The sequence below is a fragment of the Piscinibacter gummiphilus genome, from assembly GCF_032681285.1.
In the GTDB taxonomy this organism is placed as follows: Bacteria; Pseudomonadota; Gammaproteobacteria; order Burkholderiales; family Burkholderiaceae_C; genus Rhizobacter; species Rhizobacter gummiphilus_A.
In genome coordinates this window covers 2,947,087-2,966,249 of sequence record NZ_CP136336.1, presented here as the reverse complement: position 1 = coordinate 2,966,249, position 19,163 = coordinate 2,947,087, and the positions used below count along the sequence as shown (strand labels likewise).

Sequence of the window (19,163 nt, the reverse complement as noted above, 5' to 3'; positions counted from 1 at the left end):
GGTGGAGATGCTGCGCAGCGGCCGTTCCTGGATCGTTCCCGAGGTGGGTTCACCCTTCGAGCCGGCGCTCCTGCTCGCGGCAGCGTGCCGCATCGAGCGGGTGGCCGGCAGCGGCAAACTTCCGGGCCGCCGTCTCGAAGTGCCGCCGCGCATCAGCGGGCGGCGTGCCGCGCGCCAGCGCGAGATGGCCTTCGACTTCGTCGTGCGCCGCGTGCCACGCGGGCAGCCGCATCACCACGCTGGCGAGATAGGCACTCTGCTCGCCCAGGGCCTCGGCCTGGGCGACGTCGCCGGCGCGTGCGGCCGCGATCGCCGCCGGCACCGCAAAGGTGATGCGACAACCCGGACAGGTCTCGAGTGGACCGCGCACCGCCTCCAGCGCGTCGTCGAGTGCCCATCGGCCCTGGCCTTCGAGATCGGCGAGTGCGATGCGGGTGCCGTAGATGCGGTCGAGCAGGTGGAAGCCCACGTCGGTCTGGCGCGCGAGGTCGAGCGCCTGGTCGAGCCGGACATGGGCCTCGTCGAGGCGACCGCGGTGGATGGACACTTCGGCCAGCCGTTGCAGCGCGAACGATTCACCCGTGGCGGCACCGATGGTGCGGTGCAGTTCGGCGCCTTGCATGAGATGGCGCTCGGCCACATCGAGATCCCCGGCCAGCAGCTCCGCTTCGCCGCGGATCGTGATGCCGAAAGCTTCGCCACGCGCGGCGCCGAGTCGACGCGCTTCATCCGCCAGGGCCTGTGCGAACGCGATCACCTCGGGGTAGGGGCGAGCGCCGTAGAGAAAGCGCTGCACCATGCAGAGTTGCCCGTCGAACACCCGCATCGCCAGGTGCGGCAGCTGGCGGGTGTCGTGCAGGTCGGCCTGCACCGTGCGGTGCAGCTCGCCGCGTGCGTGCGCCGCCGCGGCGTGCGCCCATGAGGCGATGACCACCGCCGCGGTGTCGCCCGATTCCATCGCCAGGCGTCGCGCCTCGGCCGACTTGGCGCTGCCGATCGACGGGTCGATCGCCCCGAGCGCGGCCGCGCCGCTGTAGGCCAGCGCTTCGGCGAGCCGCCCGTCGGGCGTGCTCGGCTTGAGGCCTTGCAGCGCCTCCACGCCGCCCTTCGGGTCGCCTTGCTTGATCTGCGCCAGCGCGGCCTTCACACGCAGGTCTTCGGCCAGTGGCCCGGCCTCGGCATCGGCCGCGGCACGGTAGGCCGTCATCGCCCGGGCATCGCCCATCGCGTCGAGCGCTTCGGCGCGCAGGCGCAAAGCCTCGGCGTGAGATGGCGCATGCGCGAGCACCGGCTCGAGGTGGCGCAGCGCGTCGCTGAAAGCGGCCACGCGCAGGGCCTCGTGGGCCGCGGCGAGCAGCCAGGGCACGGCCTCGGCCACGCTGCCACCGTCGAACCAGTGCCGCGCGACGAGCGCAGCCGGCACGTCGAGCTCGGCCAGCCGAGGCGCGATCTCGCGGTGCAGCTTCAGCCGTCGGTGCGGTGCCACCTGTTCGATGAGCGCCTGCCGCACCAGCTCGTGACGGAAGAGGTAGCGCGCGTCGTCGACCACCAGCACGCCACTCGCCAGTGCGGCATCGAGCACCGCAAAGGCCTGCGCCTCGCCGGCGGGTGCCAGCGTCACCGCCATCGGGGCATCGAAGCTGTCGTTGGCCAGCGCCAGACGGCGCAGCAGGTCGAGGGCCGCATCGGGCAGGTCGCACAGCCGCTTGGTGATGGCCTCGGCCACGCTGGCTGGCAACCGTGCGCCCGGCTGTGCCGCGGCGCGCAGCAGCTCCGTGGCCACGAAGGGGTTGCCCTCGGCCAGCGCCACGATGCGATCGACGAGCTCGGGTGCAAGCGGTGCGGGGCTCGCCTGAGCCGCGAGCAGGCGGATGTCGTCGTCGGCGAGCGGCTCCAGGTCGATCGCCTGCATCCGCCCACCGGCCACGAGGCGCGCCGCGCCGCGCGCGAGGGGCGAGCCGGCCGCCGGCGGCCGCGCCGCGAGCCAGACGAAGAGCGGCGCGCCCGACGAGGCGAGGTGCATCACCACGTCGACCTCGGCCTCGTCGAGCCAATGAGCGTCGTCGATCAGGAGCAGCACATCGCGGCCCTCAGCGGCAGCCAACAGCAGGCGCCGCACCGCGCCGATCAACTGGTGCCGCCCGAGCGGCCCGGGCAGGGGCGCGGCGGGCAGGGCCAGCGGGGTGAGCAGGGCCAGCACCGAGCGCGCGGCGGGGCCGATCGCGTCGAGCAACTCCGGGCGGGCGACGATCAGCGGCTCGACCGTCGCGGCCAACGCCGCGAACGAGCGGCCCGGCAACGCGGCGGCGACCTCGATCACCGTCCACCCCGCAGCGCGCAGCTCGCTCGCCGTCTCGCGGCCCAGTGCCGATTTGCCGATGCCCGCCGGCCCGTGCACGACAAGACCCGCGGGCCGCTCGCGTGGGGGCATGCCGGCCCAGGCATCGATGCGCGCACGCGTCAGCGCACGGCCGACCAGCATCGGGCCGCTTCGCTCCAGGCCCTCGATCGCGCGGCGGTAGAGCGCCTGCGTGGCAGCGTCGGGCCGCACGCCCAGCTCCTGTTGCAGCGCCTGGCGCAGCCGTGCGTACCAGCGGATCGCCACCGCCCGGTTGCCCGATTCGAGCGCCTGCGCCATGAGCTCGCGGTGTGCCGGCTCGTCGGTCGGCTCGAACATGGCCAGCGCCTCCCAGCGGCCGGCGGCGCGCAGCAGGGCGGTCTGCAGGGAGCGCAGCCGTTCGCGGGCGCTTTCTGTCCAGGGTTCGTAGCGTGCGGCGGGCAGCAGGTCGCCGGTGTACAGATCGGCCGCCGCGGCGCAGGCCTGCGCCTCGCTCGACGCCAGCGCGGCCTGTGCCTGCTGCTCGAAGGCGACGGCATCGACGACGACTCGCGACGCCGGTGCGAGCTGCACCTGTCCGCCTTGCAGCACCACGCCATCCTGCCGGCCGAGCGCCTGGCGGGCGTGGTGCGCCGCCTTGCGAAGGTTGGCGGCGCCGGCGTCCGGGTCGAGGTGCGGCCACAGGCATTCGATGACCTGGTCTCGCGCCAGGTGGTGCTGCGGCGCCAGCGCCAGCAGCTGAACGAGATGCGCGGATCGCAGACTCGGCCAGCGCTCGTCGGCGAGGCGGGTGCCGCCCACGGTGACGCTGAAGGTGCCAAGCAGGTGCGCCTCGACCTGCGAGGGGTCGACGGCAGAGGGGATGCGGCTGTCCATGGCGGCAGTGTGCCGAGCACGACGGCGCGCCACAACCAGTGGCAGGCCGAGGAACGCTTCAGGAACGCCCGCTCGCGATGCTGGCGTTTCCCTCAACCCTTCTCCCGCAAGGACATCGCCATGCAAGACACCCTCTACCAGCGCCTGGGCGGCGCCGAGCGCATCGCCGCCGTGGTCGAAGACGCCCTCGACCGCCACGCGGCCAATCCCCTCCTGGCCCCGCGCTTTCGTGGCAAGGACTTGCCGCGCCTCAAGCAGCTCGGCACGCAGTTCTTCTGCATGGGCTCGGGGGGCCCGCAGCACTACGAGGGCCGCAGCATGCGGGCGGCGCACGCGGGCATGAACATCAGCGAGCAGGAATTCATGGCCGCCATCGACGACATCGTGGCCTCGCTGCAGGGCCAGGGTCACGCGCCGTCCGTGGTCGGCGAAGTGGTGGGCGTGCTCTATTCGATGAAGGAGGAGGTGCTGCGCACGTAGGGCCCCATGCGGGTGCCGAGGCTATGCGCATGATGCGCGCGGGGTCTTGCGGTGGGTCAAGGGCCTTCGATGCCTCACAGTCGACTGATGCACGTCAATGACGCCGGATGCTGCACGCTCGTACCGTGCGCCACCGACGACGAGGAGACCCCGCACCATGCAAGACACCACTGCCCAGACCGCCCACACGCGCGCCAACCTTCCGGCGCAGGAGATCAGCGAGGAAGTGCTGATCGAGAAATACGCCAAGGGCGACGAGCGCAGCATCGCCGCCGTGTGCCAGCGCGTCGCGCGCGCGCTCGCGCAGGCCGAGCCGGGTGCGGCACGCCCGCAGTGGGAAGAGCGTTTCGCCCAGGCCCTGCGCCAGGGCTTCGTGCCGGCGGGGCGCATCCAGTCGGCGGCCGGCACCGAGCTGTCGGCCACGCTCATCAACTGCTTCGTGCAGCCCGTGGGTGACTCCATCTCGCATGTGGACGACGGCCACCCCGGTATCTACATCGCGCTCACCGAGGCGGCCGAGACCATGCGCCGCGGCGGCGGCGTGGGCTACGACTTCAGCCGCATCCGCCCGCGCGGCGCCTGGGTGGGCAGCACGCAGAGCAGTGCCTCCGGGCCGGTGAGCTACATGCGCGTGTTCGACAGGTCCTGCGAGACCGTCGAATCGGCCGGTGCCCGACGCGGCGCGCAGATGGGCGTGCTGCGTTGCGACCACCCCGACATCGAGGAGTTCATCCACGCCAAGGACGAAGGCGATCTGAAGAACTTCAACATCTCGGTCGGTGTGACCGACGCCTTCATGGAAGCCGTGCAGGCCGACACCGACTTCGCGCTCGTGCACCGCGCCGAGCCGGGCGTGGCGCAAAAGGAGGGCGGCGCCCACCAGGCCGGTGGCGTGTGGGTCTACCGCAAGGTGCGCGCGCGCGACCTGTGGGAGCAGGTCATGCGGTCGACCTACGACCACGCCGAGCCGGGCGTGCTCTTCCTCGACCGCATCAACGCCGACAACAACCTCTCGTACTGCGAGACCATCGCCAGCACCAACCCCTGCGCCGAGCAGCCGCTGCCTCCCTATGGCTGCTGCTGCCTCGGCTCCATCGACCTCACGCACTTCGTGCTCGACCCCTTCGAGCCCACTGCGCGCTTCGATGACGAAAGCTTCGCGAAGCTGTGCAAGGTGTCGGTGCGCATGCTCGACAACGTGCTCGACGTGACCGTCTGGCCCCTGCCGCAGCAGCAGGAGGAAGCGCGCAACAAGCGGCGCGTGGGCCTCGGCTTCACCGGCCTGGGCGACGCGCTCATCATGCTCAACCTGCGTTACGACACGCCCGAGGCCCGCGCGATGGCGCGCCGCATCTCCGAGGTGATGCGCGATGCGGCCTACGACGCGTCGGTCGACCTCGCGCAGGAGCGCGGCGCCTTTCCGCTCTTCAACGCCGACCTCTTCCTGCGCAAGGGCAACTTCGCCTCACGCCTGCCGCAGCGCCTGCGCGAGCGCATCCGCGCACACGGGCTGCGCAACTCGCACCTGCTGTCGATCGCGCCCACCGGGACCATCAGCCTTGCGTTCGCCGACAACGCCAGCAACGGCATCGAACCCCCGTTCAGCTGGAGCTACACCCGCAAGAAGCGCATGCCCGACGGCGGCTTCAAGGAATACGCGGTCGAAGACCACGCGTGGCGCCTCTACCGCCACCTGAAGGGTGACGACGCACCGCTCACGCCAGCCTTCGTGACGGCGCTCGAGATGAGTGCGCAAGACCACGCCGCGATGGTGGCCGCGGTGGCGCCGTGCATCGACACCGCCATCTCCAAGACCGTCAACGTGCCGGCCGACTACCCGTATGCCGATTTCCAGAACCTCTACATGCAGGCCTGGCAGTCGGGCCTGAAGGGGCTGGCGACCTACCGGCCCAACGCGGTGCTGGGCTCGGTGCTGAGCACCACGCCCCAAGGTCAAAAGTCCGGCCCAGCCGTGATGACGCTCAACGACGCCAACCAGCGCCTCGCGCTCGACCGCCTGCCCGCGCCGGTGCTGTCGTCCTTGCGCTGGCCCGGCCGGCCCGAGCTGCCCGGGGGCAACGCCGCGTGGACCTTCATGGTCCACCACCCGTTCGGCGAGTTCGCGCTCTTCGTCGGCGAACTGGCCGGTGAAGACGGCGCGCCCAAGCCCTTCGAGGTGTGGGTCAACGGCGCCGAGCAGCCGCGTGGACTGGGCGCACTGGCCAAGACCTTGTCGATGGACCTGCGCGCCAACGACCCAGCGTGGCTGCAGCTCAAGCTCGACGTGCTGGCCACCGTGGCCGAGGAGCGGGCCTTCGAGATGCCGTTCCCGCCCAACGGCGAGCGTCGCCTCTTCCCCGGCGTGGTGGCGGCGACCGCCGCGGTGATCCGCTGGCGCTGCGAGCAGCTCAAGGCGCTGCCGAGATTGGGCGGCAAAGCCTCCACGCCGGTGATCGATGCGATGTTTGCGCGCGACGAGCCGCACACCGGCCCCTCGGGCACGCTCGCGTGGGCGGTCGACGTGCACAACCCAGCCACCGACGAAGCCTTCACGCTCACGCTGAAGGAGGTGACGCTGCCCGGCCCCGACGGCGTGGCCGTCACGCGCCCGTGCGCGGTGGGTTTCTCGGGCAACTACCCGCGAGCCCTCGATGGCCTGGCGCGCGTGCTCTCGCTCGACATGCGCGTGATCGACCCGGCCTGGATCGGCATGAAGCTGCGCAAGCTCTTGAACTATGCCGAGCCCCTTGGTCACTTCATGGCCTTCGTGCCCGGCCTGCCCCACGGCGAGCGGCGCCAGCAGACGTGGCCGTCGACGGTGGCCTACCTCGCGCGGCTCATCATCCACCGCTACGCCATGCTGGGCGTGCTGACCGAAGAGGGCTACCCGGTGCGCGACATGGGCGTGCTCGAAGCACCCGAAGACCGCCCCGGCGCCACGCCGTTGCTCATCAGCGGCAAGGTGTGCCCCGAATGCGGCAACCCTAACGTGATCCACAAGGACGGCTGCGATTTCTGCACCGCCTGTGGTTACGTGGGGCAGTGCGGCTAGGGGATGCCTAGAAGAGGCTTTCGCGCACGTAGACCACGTCGCCCGGCTTGAGGACGTCGTCCATCGCGGGGTTCAGCACCTGGACCTCGCCCGACTCGTCGCGCCGGTGCACCCGCAAGCCCCGCTCTGTGCCGCGTTGCGTCAGCCCGCCGCCGCTGGCCACGGCCTGCATCAGCGTCATGTCGGGCGTGAGCGGGATCGCGCCGGGGCGCTGAACCTCTCCATAGACGTACACGCTGGGCAGGCGGTCGATGTAGAGCGTGTCGCCGTTGTGCACCATGGGGTTGCTGCTTTCAGCGCCGTCCGCGAAAAGTGCGTTGATGTCGACACGCTGCCGAAACGGCTGGCCGTTACGGATGCCGCTGAGCGTGACGACTTCGCTGCCGCCCGGCGCGACACCACCCGCCAGCGCGAGCAACTCGCTCAGCAGCATCCCGTTGACCTCGATCGGATAGCGGCCCGGTCTGTTGGCCATGCCCAGAACCGAGACCTGGTTCCCGCGGACTTCCAGGAGCAGCACACCGACCTGCGGCCGCTTGAGGAAATGGCCGTCACGCAGCCCTCGGGCGATCGCGGCCTCGACCTGCGCGATGGACAGCCCTCCGACCGACACCTGCCCGAGCAGCGGATAGGAGATCGTGCCGCTCTCGGACACGCGTGCGTCGAGCGACAGATCGGGGCTCTGGTACACGGATATTCGGAGAACATCGCCCCCAGCGACGGCGTAGTCGCGGCGAGGCTCGGCAGGCAGCGGCTGGGCAGGCGTCGGCCGAGGCACCAGCGACGTGGGCATCGCGATCGCATGGGTGGCGGGCGGGGACGCTGCCGCCACGAACTCGGGCGGGCGGGCTGGCGCGACAGGTTTCGCGCTTGCGGTCTTCGCCGTCGCAGCGGCTTTGTCTGCAGCTTCGGATCGCGCCACAGCCTGCGCTCGTGCTTCGGCATCGGCCCTTGCGGCGGCGTCGGCTTTCGCCATGGCATCGGCCCGCGCTTTTGCCACGGCCCTCGCGACGCGCTCGGCTCTGGCCGCGGCCGCGGCTTTGGCCAGCGCGTCGGCTTTGGCCGCCGCCTCCGCCCTCGCCGTGGCTTCGGCTCTTGCGCGAGCTTCGGCTTTCGCGGCCGCCGCAGCTTTCGCTGCCTCGGCTCGTTCTGCAGCGGCGATCCTTGCGGCTTCGGCTTTCGCTTGTCGTGCGGCCTTCGCAGCAGCGGCTTTTCCTTCTGCGGCTTTTGCGGCCTTTACCTTCGCACTCGGCGCCGGCGCCTTGGTCGAGGGCGTCTTGGCAATCGAATCGTTGGCGAGCGGCGCGGACGCAGAGGGTGCCTGATTGAGCGCGCAGGCCCCCAGCGTCAAGGCTTGGACGAGACACAGGACAGATAGAACACGGCGCATCACGGCTGCAGACAAGGGGCGGACCTCTCCATGTCGATGCTGGAAAAGTGCGGATTGCACTTTCCACAAGTCCGTTGAGCAAACCAGATGCCGCGCTTTTCGCGTCTGTGCTGCTTCAGACCGCTCCGCCAGCCACGTCGAGAAGGCAAAAAGTCGTCGCCTGGGTCGGGCAGGACGTAAGACTTGCAGGGTCAGGCCCCCGGAGGGCACGGCGTTGGCACCGCGCCGCCTCAGCCGACGTAGCAGTGATCGCGGCCGGCGTTCTTCGCGGCGTAGAGCGCCCGGTCGGCCCGCTCGAGCACCATGGCGAGGGTCTCGCCCGGCTTCGGGCTCACCAGGCCCGCGGAGAACGTGGCGCGCAGCGACGGCACGGTCGGCGACACCGCCTGCGCATTGAAATGCGCACGAAGCCGCTCCAGCACGCAGCGCGCGTTGTCGGCGCTCGACTGCGGCAGCAGCACCAGGAACTCCTCGCCGCCCCAGCGCGCCGGCAGGTCGCTCTCGCGCACGGTGCGGCGCATGGCGTCGGCAAACGCCTTGAGCACCTCGTCGCCCACGCCGTGGCCGTGTGTGTCGTTCACGCGCTTGAAGAAGTCGAGGTCGATCAGCGCGATGCTGAAGGTTTCGCCGCCGTCGCGGTGGCGCTGCAGATACTGCTCCAGCATCTCGCCCATGTGCGCGCGGTTGGCCAGGCCCGTCAGCTCGTCGTGCGTGGCGAGGTCGTGCAGGCGCGTGAGGGCGACACGAAGTTCTTCGCGCTGCGTCTTCAGCCGGTGCTTGAGGCGCTTGAGCTGCATGCTGTTGAGCAGGCCCGTCGGCAGGATGCTCGCCATGATCACCCACAGGCAGAACTGGACCTTCGGTGCGTAGACGGTGCTGTCCAGCAGCGTGGCCGACGCCATCACCACCGTCATCAGCAGCACCGCGAACCAGGTGACCAGGCGTGCGCGCGACGCATCGAGGTTGAAGGTGGCCGAGGCCATCGACAACACCAGCAGCGGGAGCAGGGCGGTGTGCAGCGGGCCCGTCACCAGGTACATCGTGGCGGTCCACAGCAGCGCGGTCACCACCTGGATGAGCGCGAGCGACGGGTCGCGGAAGCGCTGGCTCCACCCGCTGCGCAGGGCCGCATAGATGGCCACCAGCGAGAGCGCCCGGCTCACCACCAGGGCGGTGGCGAGGCTGGTGGACATGATGCCGACCAAGGCGCAGTAGTACGCGATGAGCGTGCCCACCGCATACGGCAGGCAGTTGATCAAGGTGCGGCCGAGGTACGTCCGCATCTTCCGTTCGTGGCCCAGCAGCCAGGTGAAGCGCTGAGGCGATGCGTCGGCCTTCACCGTGCCGAATGGCGATCGTGTCGCGGCGATGGGGTCAAGCGCCTGCATGCACGGGACTCCGGAGGTCGGGGTTGCCGGCCGGCGGCAGCGCAGGGGCGCCGGCGATGACGCTGCGCCCGCGGCCGCCTTGCTTGGCGGCATAGAGCGCCTGGTCGGCACTGTCGATCAGCGCTGCTGCGGCAGTGCCGCGCCGGTGCAAGGCCACGCCGGCCGAGAAGTCGATGCGCAGCTTGCCGGTCGGAACGTCGATCGGCGCTTGCAGCAGACGGTCGCGTATGCGGTCGACCTGCGCCTGGAGCTGGTCGCACGACAGGCCCCGCGTGCTGAGCACGAGGAACTCCTCGCCGCCCCAGCGGCCGATGATCTCGGTGGGCGGCAGAGTGGCTTCGGCAATGCGCGCGAAGGCCGCGAGCACGGCATCGCCCGCTGCATGGCCGTGCCGGTCGTTCACCTGCTTGAAATGATCGATGTCGAGCAGTGCCAACGCCAGCGGCACGCCATCCCGCTCGGCACGTGCGAGGTGGTGCGCCAGCGCCGCTTGCATGTGGCGGCGGTTGTGCAGGCCCGTCAGCCCATCGTGGGTGGCGCGCTGCTGGATCTGCTCGAGCGTGGCGCCCAGCTGGGCCCGGGTCTCGCGCTCGCGCTGGCGCAGCTGTGCGATCTGGCGGCCGGTCCACCCGAGCATCAGGACGGTCACGACAAAGCTCGTGTACACCATCACCGCTTCGCGCACCGGGAACACGGCCGGATCGATGGCGCACATCGCGGCCATCGTGCCGCCGATGACCACGATTGCGTAGGCCTGCACGACATAGGCACCCCGCCCGTGCAGGGCGAATACGCCGTAGGTCACCGTCAACGCCGCCGGCATCAACATGCCGGCGTGCGCGGCGCCCATGAGCACGTAGCCGATCGCGTCCCAGGTGATCGACGCGAGCATCTGCGGAAGGATGAGCCCTGCATCGGCGAAGCGCCTCGACCAGCCGCTGCGCAGCGCCGCATAAAAGCCTGCCACGGTCAGCAGCATCGCCAGCACGATGGGCACCACGAGCTGCGGCGGCGTGAGGCCGGCCCAGCCGCAGTAGACGACCAGCAGCATGCAGGGCACGTAGGTCACAAGCCCGGTGGAAGACACCTTGGTGCTGAACCGCTGCGGCCCTTCAGGCCCAAGCACCCAGTCGGCCAGCTTGTCTTTCAGGCGGCGTTTGCGGCGGGGCTCGGTGGAACGGGGGGTCGGCATGGGCGCAGTGCAATCGGGATGCGCAAAACACATCCTCCATGGGATTTCGGCCGCGGCGGCGCCAAGTTGAATGGGCCGCGGTGAGCAATCTCACCGGAATTGGACGCTGGCGGGGCTCAGGTCGGGCAATGCGGCTGGTTCGCCCCGGCCAGCCGTGCCACCTGCGACACGAGCATCCCGGCCTCCACCGGCTTGGGCAGGAAGGCATCGAAGCCTTCGCGCAAGGCCTTGGCGTGGTCTTCCGACCGGGTGAATGCGGTCAGTGCAACGGCCTTCACGCTGGCGACGCCCGGGTCGGGGTGCGCTCTCACGCGCCGGATGAGCTCGAAGCCGTCGACATCGGGCATGCCGATGTCGCTGACCATCACGTGAGGAGTCTCGCGGCCCAGCGCCTCGAGCGCGGCACGCGCGCTGTCGGCCACCATCACCCGGGCGCCGCGGTCGCCGAGGATCTGCTGGAGCAGCAGTCGGGCATCGGTTTCATCGTCGACCACCAGCACGGTGGCGCCGGTCAGGTCTTCCTGCGGGGGTGTTGCTTCGCGCGAGCTCGGGTCGGCGTCGCTTGCGCGGGTGAATCCGCGCAGGGGCGTGAGGGCCGAGGCGCGCGGCAGGCGCACGGTGAAGGTCGTGCCCTTGCCGGGGCCGTCGCTTGCCACTTCGACCACGCCGCCGTGCAGTTCGACCAGTTGGCGGCAGATGGCCAGGCCCAGCCCGAGGCCGCCCTGGCGCCGCGTGGTCGACGCATCGGCCTGCCGGAAACGCTCGAACATGTGCGGCAGGAAGTCGGGCGAGATGCCGATGCCGCTGTCGGTCACGCGCACGACGATGTCTCGTCGCTCGGCGCAGAGCTCCACCCGCACGCGGCCCTGTGCGGGGGTGAACTTCGAGGCGTTCGACAGCAGGTTCCACATCACCTGCTGCAGGCGGCTCGGGTCGGCCCACACACGGCCGCTCGCGCGGTCGAGGTCGGCGCTGAGCTCGATCTGCTTCGATACCATGGCGGGGCGCACGGCTTCCACTGCCGCTTCGACCACCGTCCACGGCTCGATGAGTTCGGGTTCGAGTCGCACGCGGCCCGAGACGATGCGGCTCATGTCGAGCAGGTCGTCGATCAGGCGGGCCTGGAGGCGCGCGTTGCGCTCGATGGTGTCGACGCCCTTCTTGAGCAGCTCTTCGTCGTGCCGCGTGCGCAGGATCTGCGCCCAGCCGAGCACCGCATTGAGCGGGGTGCGCAGCTCGTGCGAGAGCGTGGCGAGGAACTCGTCTTTCAGCGCGCTCAGGCGCTCGGCTTCGAGGCGAAGGGCACGCTCGCGCTCGAGCATCTGCTGGCGCTCCTTGCCCGTCTGCTCGGCAAGCGCCAGCACCGCGGTGCGCGCTTCCAGCCGCGCGTCGTAGACGGTCGTGAGCAGCGCGATCGCGAGCACGCCCACGGTGGCGACCACCACCACCGTGGCGAGCTGCGTGAGCGTGAACTCGCCCGTCGCCGCGCCGCAGATGCTGTTGTCTGGAAAACTCGCTGCGGCCATGCCGGTGTAGTGCATGCCGACGATGGCGAAGCCCATGACCACCGACGCCGCTGCGCGATACATCCACACCTGCGGCGACGCGCTAGCCCGCAGCCGAAAGCCGATCCACAACGCCGCCGCTGCCGCCGCGATGGCGATGCCGGCCGACGCGGCGACGAGCGCGAGGTCGTACACGATGGCCGGCTGCATGCGCATCGCCGCCATGCCCACGTAGTGCATCGCCGTGATGCCGATGCCCAGCAGCCCCGCGGAGCGCGCGAGCGCCGGCCATGAGAGCGACGGCCCACCGAGCTGCCACAGCGCCACGGCCGAGACGGCAATCGGCAGGAGCCACGACAACAGCGTGATGCCGAGGTCGAAGCCCAGCGCGATGGGCAGGCGAAACGCCAGCATGCCCACGAAGTGCATCGCCCAGATGCCGGTGCCCATCGCGAACGCACCCCCTGCGATCCACCAGCGGGCCACCCGGCCCTGCGTGCGCGAGACCCGCTCCGCGAGGCTCAGCGCGGTGTAGGAGGCAAGGATGGCCACGAGAACCGAGAGCAGGACCAGCGGTGTTTCGTAGTACCCGATCAACATGCCTGGGTGCTTTCCTTGAGGGGAGCCGGTTTTAGCACTTAAAGCATCGTGTCGCCAGGAGTGTTGTTCTGATGGGAGGAAGCATCGGGGCGAGGCATGGCCCCGAGTGCACTCAGCCGCCGGGCTCGACCCGCACGGCGAACCCGCCGTAGCGCGCGTGATGCCATCGGAGCTCGAAGCGCACGTGCGTCGCACCGCGGGCCAAGGGTGGGGCCGTGAGCGTGCAGGTGAGCGTCACGTCGCCTTCGTCCTGGCCGTCGATGCTGGTCTTGCTGCCGGCCGCGCAGGTGAGCGGTGTGCCGTTGACCGTGGCGACGAGCGTGGCGGTGGTGTCGTCGTGGCTGCCGGCGAAGTGGGCTTCGAAGCGCAGGCGGGGTGCGTCGGCGGGCCAGGGGCAGCGGACGTCCAGGCGGTCGTGCCGGGCCTGCTCGGTGTGGCACGCGATGGCGGGCTGCGCGTGCGATGGGGAACTGGCCATCACGATCAGCAGGCCGAGCCAGCGCAACGGGAGGAGCAGGGCGGGCCGGGGCATGGCGAGGTCAGTCATGGTGAGCTGCGACGCGCGGGTCGGCGCTGTCGCTCTGGCGTGTCGTGATGGCTGCCGCAGCGCCGGACGCATCGGCCGACGGCAGCGGAATGACCGGCCGCTGGGGTGGCAGCCGAAAGACGATGTCGTCGGGGTTGCCCGCCTGCAGCAGCCACACGCGGCAGCGCGAGCCGCTGCATTGCGTGAGGAAGCTGAGCTCCTGCCCCAGCACGGCCTGCCACGCCTGCGCCGCGCGGCGGCCCTGCCACTGCAGATCGAGCGGCCGGGTGGCGTCGAGCAGCGAGAGGTCTCCGCGCAACGAAGAGCCGGTGGCCTCGGCGAGGCGCTGTGCCACCAGCAGGCGCGAGGCGCCGTGGGCTTCGATGCGCCACTCGCGGCGCTGGTGCGATACCGTGAACTGCCTGCTGCCCGGCTGCATCGGCGCCTGCCCGGCAGGCCTCGACGCAGGCACCGGTTCGTCGATCAGGTCTTCGTCTGGGTCGCCGGTGGGCGAGGTCGCTTCGCGTGTCGGTGTGATGTGCGCGGAGCGTGGTGTCGTCAGATCGTCCACGTAGCGCGTGGCGACGAAGGCCGCGGCCGCACCGAGGAGCAGCACGGCGCCCGCCAGCCCCCAGGGCCACGGTGATGGGGCGTTGTCGTCATGGCCGGAGGGCCAGGGCGGCACCGGCGTGTCGCCATAGAAGCGGTCTGCGTCGGCCTGCGCCGCCTCCTGCATCTCGGCGGTGATCGGCGCGCAGGCGTCGTCAGCCACCGAAGCGGATGCGGTAGCCCCAGGAGTCGAGCTGCGTGGGAATGGCATTGAGCGCCAGCGTGATGCGCCGCTCGCCTGCGTTGGGCGGCACGGCGTGCAGGAGGTAGCTCGGGAAGAGCACCAGGTCGCCCGGCTCGGGCTGCGGGCTGATCCACTTCTCGGCGTTGTAGGGGTTGGTCGCGACGCCCGCGTGATCGTTCTTGAACGAGAACTCGCTGCCACCGGGTGACTTCATGAAGACGGTGCGCGAGTCGGGATGCGTGGGCGTCAGGTAGAGCACGCCCGAGATGAAGCTGTTGGCGTGGTTGTGCATCGCCTGCCGGCCACCGGCTTCGAGCAGGTTGACCCACATCTCCTTGATCGACCACCCGAGCGCCTCGCCGAAGAGCAGGGCGCCGAACTCGGCGAGCTTGGGCGTGAGCAACTCGGCCACGGTGACGAGCAGCGGGCTGTCGGCCGGGCTCAGCAATGCGGTGTGGCTGAGGTTGGGCGAGGAGCTGTTGGCGAGGTCTGTGCGCGACGAGAAATGCGTCACCAGGCTGCGCACCAGATCGTGGGGCAGCACACCCGGCGCACGCAACACGGGAATGGGAAAGAGGCCGAAGACTTCATCGTGCATCGGTGGATTGTTCCGGCCCGATGCGTGCCGATGGCCAAACCCGACCGAGGGGCAGGGGCCGTCACGAGCGCTTCACGCAAACCTGTCATGCGCGCCCGCGCGCAGCGCCGTGCGTTTGTCACGACGTCGACACAGGGGCTTCCTAGCATCGCGGCCGACGATCGACTGTGCGGTCCGGCAGGCGTCGTAGCACAAGACAGATTCCTCAGACGTCACAACCTTCCTGGAGACTCCATGAGCCTCGAATTCAAGAAACGCCACATCGCACTCGCCGTGGCCGCACTCGGCGCCGCCACCCTGATGAGCGCGCCCACCGCCGCAGGCGCCAACGGCCCCGACCACGACCGACCGCACGACCACAAGGCCGACCGCAAGTCCGGCACCTACCTCGCGGGCGACTTCCACAACCACAGCACCTGCTCCGACGGCGCCGTGTCGCTGCAGAAGAAGGTGAAGAAGTCGATGGACCGCACCGAGGCCACGCCCTGGGGCCTCGACTGGTTCGTGCAGGCCGGCCACGGCGGCACGGGCAACCGCAACTGCACGCTCGCCGAAGACGCGAGCCTCGCCACGCCCGCCTACCCGCTCGTCTACGCGGCCGACGGCACCACGCTGCAGGGCCCGACCACCACCTGGCGCAACACCAACCCCAGCGTCGTGCCGAAGGGCGACCAGTCGGGCTCGGGTGCCAACCAGAACATGTGGCGCTGGAACGCCATCCAGACCTACCAGTACCCGCTGCTCGAGTACCTGGCCGCCTACCGCAACGAGCCGCTCTTCATGGGCGTGGAGTCGGTCGTTGCCGGGCACGAGCACACCTCGATGGCGGTCGTCACCGGGCAGATGCCTGCGGCCATCTACAAGCAGAAGCTGCCCCAGACCGCGGGCTACAGCCCGCTCGGCAATGCCAATGGGCTGGCCCAATGGCTGTACTGCTTCGACCGCGGCAACAGCGACACGAGCCGTGGCAACACCACCACCCAGCCGGGCAACGTGAACACCGGCGTCGGCAACAACTGGGACTGCTCGGTGCCGGGCAGCCCGAACAGCGGCAGCCCCGACTGGAACATCGCCGCCGCCAAGCTCAATGGTGCTTCCGGTGAACTCGGCCATGCGAAGACGGTCGAGTCCATCAAGTGGATGGCGGCCAAGCACCCGGACGGCAGCTACTACGTGCCGGCCCACCTCGAGCGCGCCGGCCCGTTCAACCCGACGGGCAACAACGGCTTCAACGTCGAGCACCTTCGCAACTTCAACAACGCCGGCCCGCGCGTGGCCTTCGGCTTCGAGAGCCAGCCCGGCCACGGCGCCTCGGACCGCCGCGGCGAATACTCGCCACGCCGCAACAACATCGGCGGCGTGCGCTTCGACTCCGTCGGCGGCACCACGTTCGGCGGCACCGGCGTCTATGCCGCGCAGGTCGGCGGTGTGTGGGATGCATTGCTCGGCGAAGGTCGCAACTGGTGGTTCTTCGCCAGTTCCGACTGGCATTCCCGCGGCGCCTTCAGCGTCGACGACCGCCGCAGCGACAACGACTTCTGGCCCGGCGAATACCAGCGCAACTACACGTTCGTGAAGCACGGCAAGACCGACGTGCGCCAGGTGAGCCCGCAGATGGTGGTAGACGGCCTTCGCACGGGCAACAACTGGGCTTCTTCGGGGCAGCTGATCGACCGCCTGGCCTTCGTGGCCTGTGCCGTGCCGCCGCGCGTGGCGCACGCCAGTGGCCGCGCGCTCGAAGCGCTGGGCGAGGCCGCCGTCGAGGCGATGGCGCTCAAGGCTGCCGCCCACAACACCGACGACAAGGGCCTGCCGAACTGCGCGACGATGGGCGAGAAGCTCGTCGTGAAGCCGGGCTCCGACGTCGTGGTCGCCATCGCCGTGCGCGACCCGAAGGGCAAGAACTACTCGCCCTACAGCTTCCCGAACCCGTCGCTGCAGCAGGTCGGCATCACCCAGCTGATCGACGAGCCGGTGCTCGACCACATCGACGTGATCCGCGGCAAGGTCACAGGCCTGCGCCAACCGGGCGCGGCCGACTACGCCGGTGCGTGGCCTGACGACTGGGTCGACATGGCCAACCCACAGCAGCTTCGCTCGCTGGCCACGGTGCCGGCCGCGGCGAAGAACGAGACCGCCGCGGTCGTGAAGACCTTCACCGGCGCCAACTGGAGCAGCCCGCGCCATGAGCGGGAGTTCAAGGTCATGAGCTTGCGCATCCGCGGCGTGCAGTCGTCGCAATACGTGCGCCTGCGCGGCACCAACCTGCCGCCGGCAGTGCCCTTCGAGACCGACACCGCCGGCAACCCGCTGTCGGACCTGTGGACCAACTCGGGCTCGATCACGGCGAAGAACAGCAGCGCGGTCGAGTTCCCCGAGTTCGCGATGCTGCGCATCCCGTGCAAGACCGTCGGCAAGAACGTGCCCGAGAACGGCGCGCTCTACACCGGCGTGGGCCAGCCGCGAATCGACGGGTGCCCGAACCACCTGCCCACCGTCAACGGCCAGCGCATGGTGGCCTTCGACGTGGCCGCGTGGTCGGACCTGTGGTTCTACAGCAACCCGATCTTCGTCGAGGTGGCGGGTGGGGTGCGCGTGATCGGCGTGCCGTCGGAGCACGGCCAGCTGACGGCGGCCAAGTGACGAACGCAGACGCGACAGGCGCCGCGGCGGCCCGCCGCGTGCGCTGGTGGCGTGAGCCGCTCCTGCACTTCATCGTGCTGGGGGCGGCCCTCTTCGGGCTGGACCGGGCGGTCAACGGTGCACCCGACGAGGCGCGCACGATCGTGGTCGACGCGGCCGTCGACGCGGAGGCCGTCAAGGTCTTCCGCGACGCGCGCGGCCGCGCGCCGACCGGCGACGAGCTCTACGGGCTGCGGCGCGTGTGGCTCGACAACGAGGTGCTGTACCGCGAGGGCCTGGCGCTGCAGATGGACAAGGGCGACAAGGCGATCCGCGACCGGGTCATCTTCAAGGCCTTGTCGATGGTCAACGCCGGGCTGCAACGGCCCCCCGTCGACGACGTCGCGCTGAAGGCGTGGTTCGAGAAGAACCGCGTGAAGTACGACGAGCCGGCGCGCCTGGATTTTCAAGAGGCCGCGCTGGCCGGCGATGCGTCGGAGGCCACGGCGGCCGCGTTTGCCGCCGCGCTCAATGCCGGCACGCCCTCGGATGAAAAAGCCGGGCTGCACGTGTTCAAGGCCCGGCCCTTGCCGACCATCGTGCAGAGCTACGGGCCGGAGTTCGCGCAGGCGCTGGAGGCCTTGCCCACAGGCCGCTGGCAGGCGCTGCGCCAGGGCGACGGCTGGAAGGTGGTGCGGCTCGACGCCGTGGCGGCTGCGCGGCAGGCCTCCTTCGACATGCTGCGCAACGTGGTGCTGCAGGACTGGACCGACAGCGTGATGGCCGAGCAGCGCAGCGCCGCCGTGCGCAAGCTGGCGAAGAAGTACACCGTGAAGGTGGAGGCGCCCACGCCATGAAGGCCTTGCAACGTGTCGTGCTCGCGCTGCTGTTGTGCCTGGCGAGCATGGCGAGCTGGGCCCACGAGATCAGCATGGCCGAGATGGAGCTGCGCCAGGCCAGCCCGAACGAATTCCTCTGGCAGTGGACCGCAGGCAACCGGCCCGAGAGCGGCATGCGCCTCGTGTGGCCCGAGGGCTGCGCCGAAGCCGACGGCGTGCTGCGCTGTGGCGCACACGGCCTGCAAGGCCACCTCGGGATCGAGGGCGTCGGCAAGCGCTTCTCGGCCGTGCTGGTGAAGGTGTACTGGCTCGACGGGCAACTGCGCGTCTACACGCTCACGGCGGCGCAATCGTCGGTGCCGCTCTACGGCGCCGCTGATGACAAGCGCGGCGCGGCCGAGGTGGTGTGGGCCTATGGCGTGCTCGGGGTCGAACACATCCTCGGCGGCTTCGACCATCTGCTCTTCGTGCTGGGGCTCTTGTTCCTCGTGGGCTTCAACCGCCGCCTGGTCTGGACCATCACCGCCTTCACGCTCGCACACAGCGTGACGCTCGCGCTGAGCACGCTCGGCTGGCTGGTGCTCAACCCGCCGCCGGTCGAGGCGACGATCGCGCTGTCGATCATGCTGGTGGCCGGCGAGGCGCTGCACAAGGAGCAGACGCTCTCGCGCCGCTGGCCGGCCGTGGTGGCGTTTCTCTTCGGCCTGGTGCATGGCCTCGGCTTTGCCGGCGCCTTGCAGCAGATCGGCCTGCCGGAGCATCACCTCGCGGTGGCGCTCGTCACCTTCAATGCGGGTGTGGAGCTGGGGCAGCTGATGGTGGTGGTCGCTGCCTTCGCGCTGCACAGGCTGCTGGCGCGCTGGCCGGCTTCGCCGAAGGCGCGGCCCTTGCTGCTCTATGCGATGGGGGCCATCGCGGCGTATTGGTCGATCGGGCGCATCGTGGCGATCCTGCCCTGAGGGCT

The 19,163-nt window shown here is 70.1% G+C and carries 13 protein-coding genes; 5 read left to right on the top strand and 8 right to left on the bottom strand.

What is annotated here, in order from left to right; translation table 11 throughout:
- Window positions 1–49 precede the first annotated feature (49 nt).
- Window positions 50–3,214, bottom strand: a complete 3,165-nt coding sequence (locus RXV79_RS13870) for an ATP-binding protein (protein ID WP_316698215.1) — start codon at window positions 3,212–3,214, stop codon at window positions 50–52.
- Between the two features lie 120 nt (window positions 3,215–3,334).
- Between RXV79_RS13870 and RXV79_RS13865 the strand changes: the two genes are divergently transcribed.
- Together RXV79_RS13865 and RXV79_RS13860 are read left to right on the top strand one after the other, a co-directional pair.
- A complete protein-coding gene (locus tag RXV79_RS13865; protein WP_316698213.1) occupies window positions 3,335–3,694 on the top strand; it encodes a group I truncated hemoglobin in 360 nt (119 codons plus the stop codon).
- 157 nt (window positions 3,695–3,851) lie between these two features.
- On the top strand, window positions 3,852–6,746 hold the full coding sequence (locus RXV79_RS13860) for an adenosylcobalamin-dependent ribonucleoside-diphosphate reductase (protein WP_316698211.1): 2,895 nt from the start codon (window positions 3,852–3,854) through the stop codon (window positions 6,744–6,746).
- A gap of 7 nt (window positions 6,747–6,753) precedes the next feature.
- Here RXV79_RS13860 and epsE read toward each other — a convergent pair whose 3' ends face one another.
- The 7 genes from epsE to RXV79_RS13825 form a co-directional block, all read right to left on the bottom strand.
- The gene (gene epsE / locus RXV79_RS13855) at window positions 6,754–8,151 is read right to left on the bottom strand and encodes a polysaccharide export protein EpsE (RefSeq protein ID WP_316698208.1); all 1,398 of its coding nucleotides are present in this window, start codon (window positions 8,149–8,151) and stop codon (window positions 6,754–6,756) included.
- A gap of 215 nt (window positions 8,152–8,366) precedes the next feature.
- Window positions 8,367–9,524 (bottom strand): GGDEF domain-containing protein, encoded by a 1,158-nt coding sequence (locus tag RXV79_RS13850; RefSeq protein ID WP_316698206.1) that lies wholly within the window; start codon window positions 9,522–9,524, stop codon window positions 8,367–8,369.
- Window positions 9,511–10,716, bottom strand: coding sequence for a GGDEF domain-containing protein (locus tag RXV79_RS13845; protein ID WP_316698202.1), 1,206 nt, complete (start codon window positions 10,714–10,716; stop codon window positions 9,511–9,513). The genes RXV79_RS13850 and RXV79_RS13845 overlap by 14 nt, the downstream gene beginning before the upstream one ends.
- 116 nt (window positions 10,717–10,832) lie before the next feature.
- Complete coding sequence (locus RXV79_RS13840; protein ID WP_316698200.1) at window positions 10,833–12,821, bottom strand: MHYT domain-containing protein; 1,989 nt, start codon at window positions 12,819–12,821, stop codon at window positions 10,833–10,835.
- Between the two features lie 112 nt (window positions 12,822–12,933).
- Window positions 12,934–13,368: a hypothetical protein gene (locus RXV79_RS13835; RefSeq protein ID WP_316698197.1), complete on the bottom strand. Its 435-nt coding sequence runs from the start codon at window positions 13,366–13,368 to the stop codon at window positions 12,934–12,936.
- A complete protein-coding gene (locus tag RXV79_RS13830) occupies window positions 13,361–14,119 on the bottom strand; it encodes a hypothetical protein (RefSeq protein ID WP_316698194.1) in 759 nt (252 codons plus the stop codon). Before RXV79_RS13830 ends, RXV79_RS13835 begins: the two co-directional genes overlap by 8 nt.
- Window positions 14,112–14,738 (bottom strand): putative 2OG-Fe(II) oxygenase, encoded by a 627-nt coding sequence (locus RXV79_RS13825; RefSeq protein ID WP_316698191.1) that lies wholly within the window; start codon window positions 14,736–14,738, stop codon window positions 14,112–14,114. Before RXV79_RS13825 ends, RXV79_RS13830 begins: the two co-directional genes overlap by 8 nt.
- Before the next feature lie 234 nt (window positions 14,739–14,972).
- Here RXV79_RS13825 and RXV79_RS13820 point away from each other — a divergent pair, with 234 nt between their 5' ends.
- Genes RXV79_RS13820 through RXV79_RS13810 form a run of 3 tightly spaced genes read left to right on the top strand, consistent with a single transcriptional unit; the run spans window position 14,973 to window position 19,158 of the window.
- Window positions 14,973–17,381 (top strand): hypothetical protein, encoded by a 2,409-nt coding sequence (locus RXV79_RS13820; RefSeq protein WP_316698188.1) that lies wholly within the window; start codon window positions 14,973–14,975, stop codon window positions 17,379–17,381.
- Window positions 17,378–18,217: a peptidylprolyl isomerase gene (locus tag RXV79_RS13815; RefSeq protein ID WP_316698186.1), complete on the top strand. Its 840-nt coding sequence runs from the start codon at window positions 17,378–17,380 to the stop codon at window positions 18,215–18,217. The genes RXV79_RS13820 and RXV79_RS13815 overlap by 4 nt, the downstream gene beginning before the upstream one ends.
- On the top strand, window positions 18,214–19,158 hold the full coding sequence (locus RXV79_RS13810; protein WP_316698184.1) for a HupE/UreJ family protein: 945 nt from the start codon (window positions 18,214–18,216) through the stop codon (window positions 19,156–19,158). Before RXV79_RS13815 ends, RXV79_RS13810 begins: the two co-directional genes overlap by 4 nt.
- Window positions 19,159–19,163: the final 5 nt, after the last annotated feature.

What these genes read in the sequence shown, in the direction of transcription:
- RXV79_RS13870 (WP_316698215.1), bottom strand. Translation starts at nt 3,214, where the DNA reads ATGGACAGCCGCATCCCCTCTGCCGTCGACCCCTCGCAGGTCGAGGCG.
- RXV79_RS13865 (WP_316698213.1), top strand. Translation starts at nt 3,335, where the DNA reads ATGCAAGACACCCTCTACCAGCGCCTGGGCGGCGCCGAGCGCATCGCC.
- RXV79_RS13860 (WP_316698211.1), top strand. Translation starts at nt 3,852, where the DNA reads ATGCAAGACACCACTGCCCAGACCGCCCACACGCGCGCCAACCTTCCG.
- RXV79_RS13850 (WP_316698206.1), bottom strand. Translation starts at nt 9,524, where the DNA reads ATGCAGGCGCTTGACCCCATCGCCGCGACACGATCGCCATTCGGCACG.
- RXV79_RS13845 (WP_316698202.1), bottom strand. Translation starts at nt 10,716, where the DNA reads ATGCCGACCCCCCGTTCCACCGAGCCCCGCCGCAAACGCCGCCTGAAA.
- RXV79_RS13840 (WP_316698200.1), bottom strand. Translation starts at nt 12,821, where the DNA reads ATGTTGATCGGGTACTACGAAACACCGCTGGTCCTGCTCTCGGTTCTC.
- RXV79_RS13835 (WP_316698197.1), bottom strand. Translation starts at nt 13,368, where the DNA reads ATGACTGACCTCGCCATGCCCCGGCCCGCCCTGCTCCTCCCGTTGCGC.
- RXV79_RS13825 (WP_316698191.1), bottom strand. Translation starts at nt 14,738, where the DNA reads ATGCACGATGAAGTCTTCGGCCTCTTTCCCATTCCCGTGTTGCGTGCG.
- RXV79_RS13820 (WP_316698188.1), top strand. Translation starts at nt 14,973, where the DNA reads ATGAGCCTCGAATTCAAGAAACGCCACATCGCACTCGCCGTGGCCGCA.
- RXV79_RS13810 (WP_316698184.1), top strand. Translation starts at nt 18,214, where the DNA reads ATGAAGGCCTTGCAACGTGTCGTGCTCGCGCTGCTGTTGTGCCTGGCG.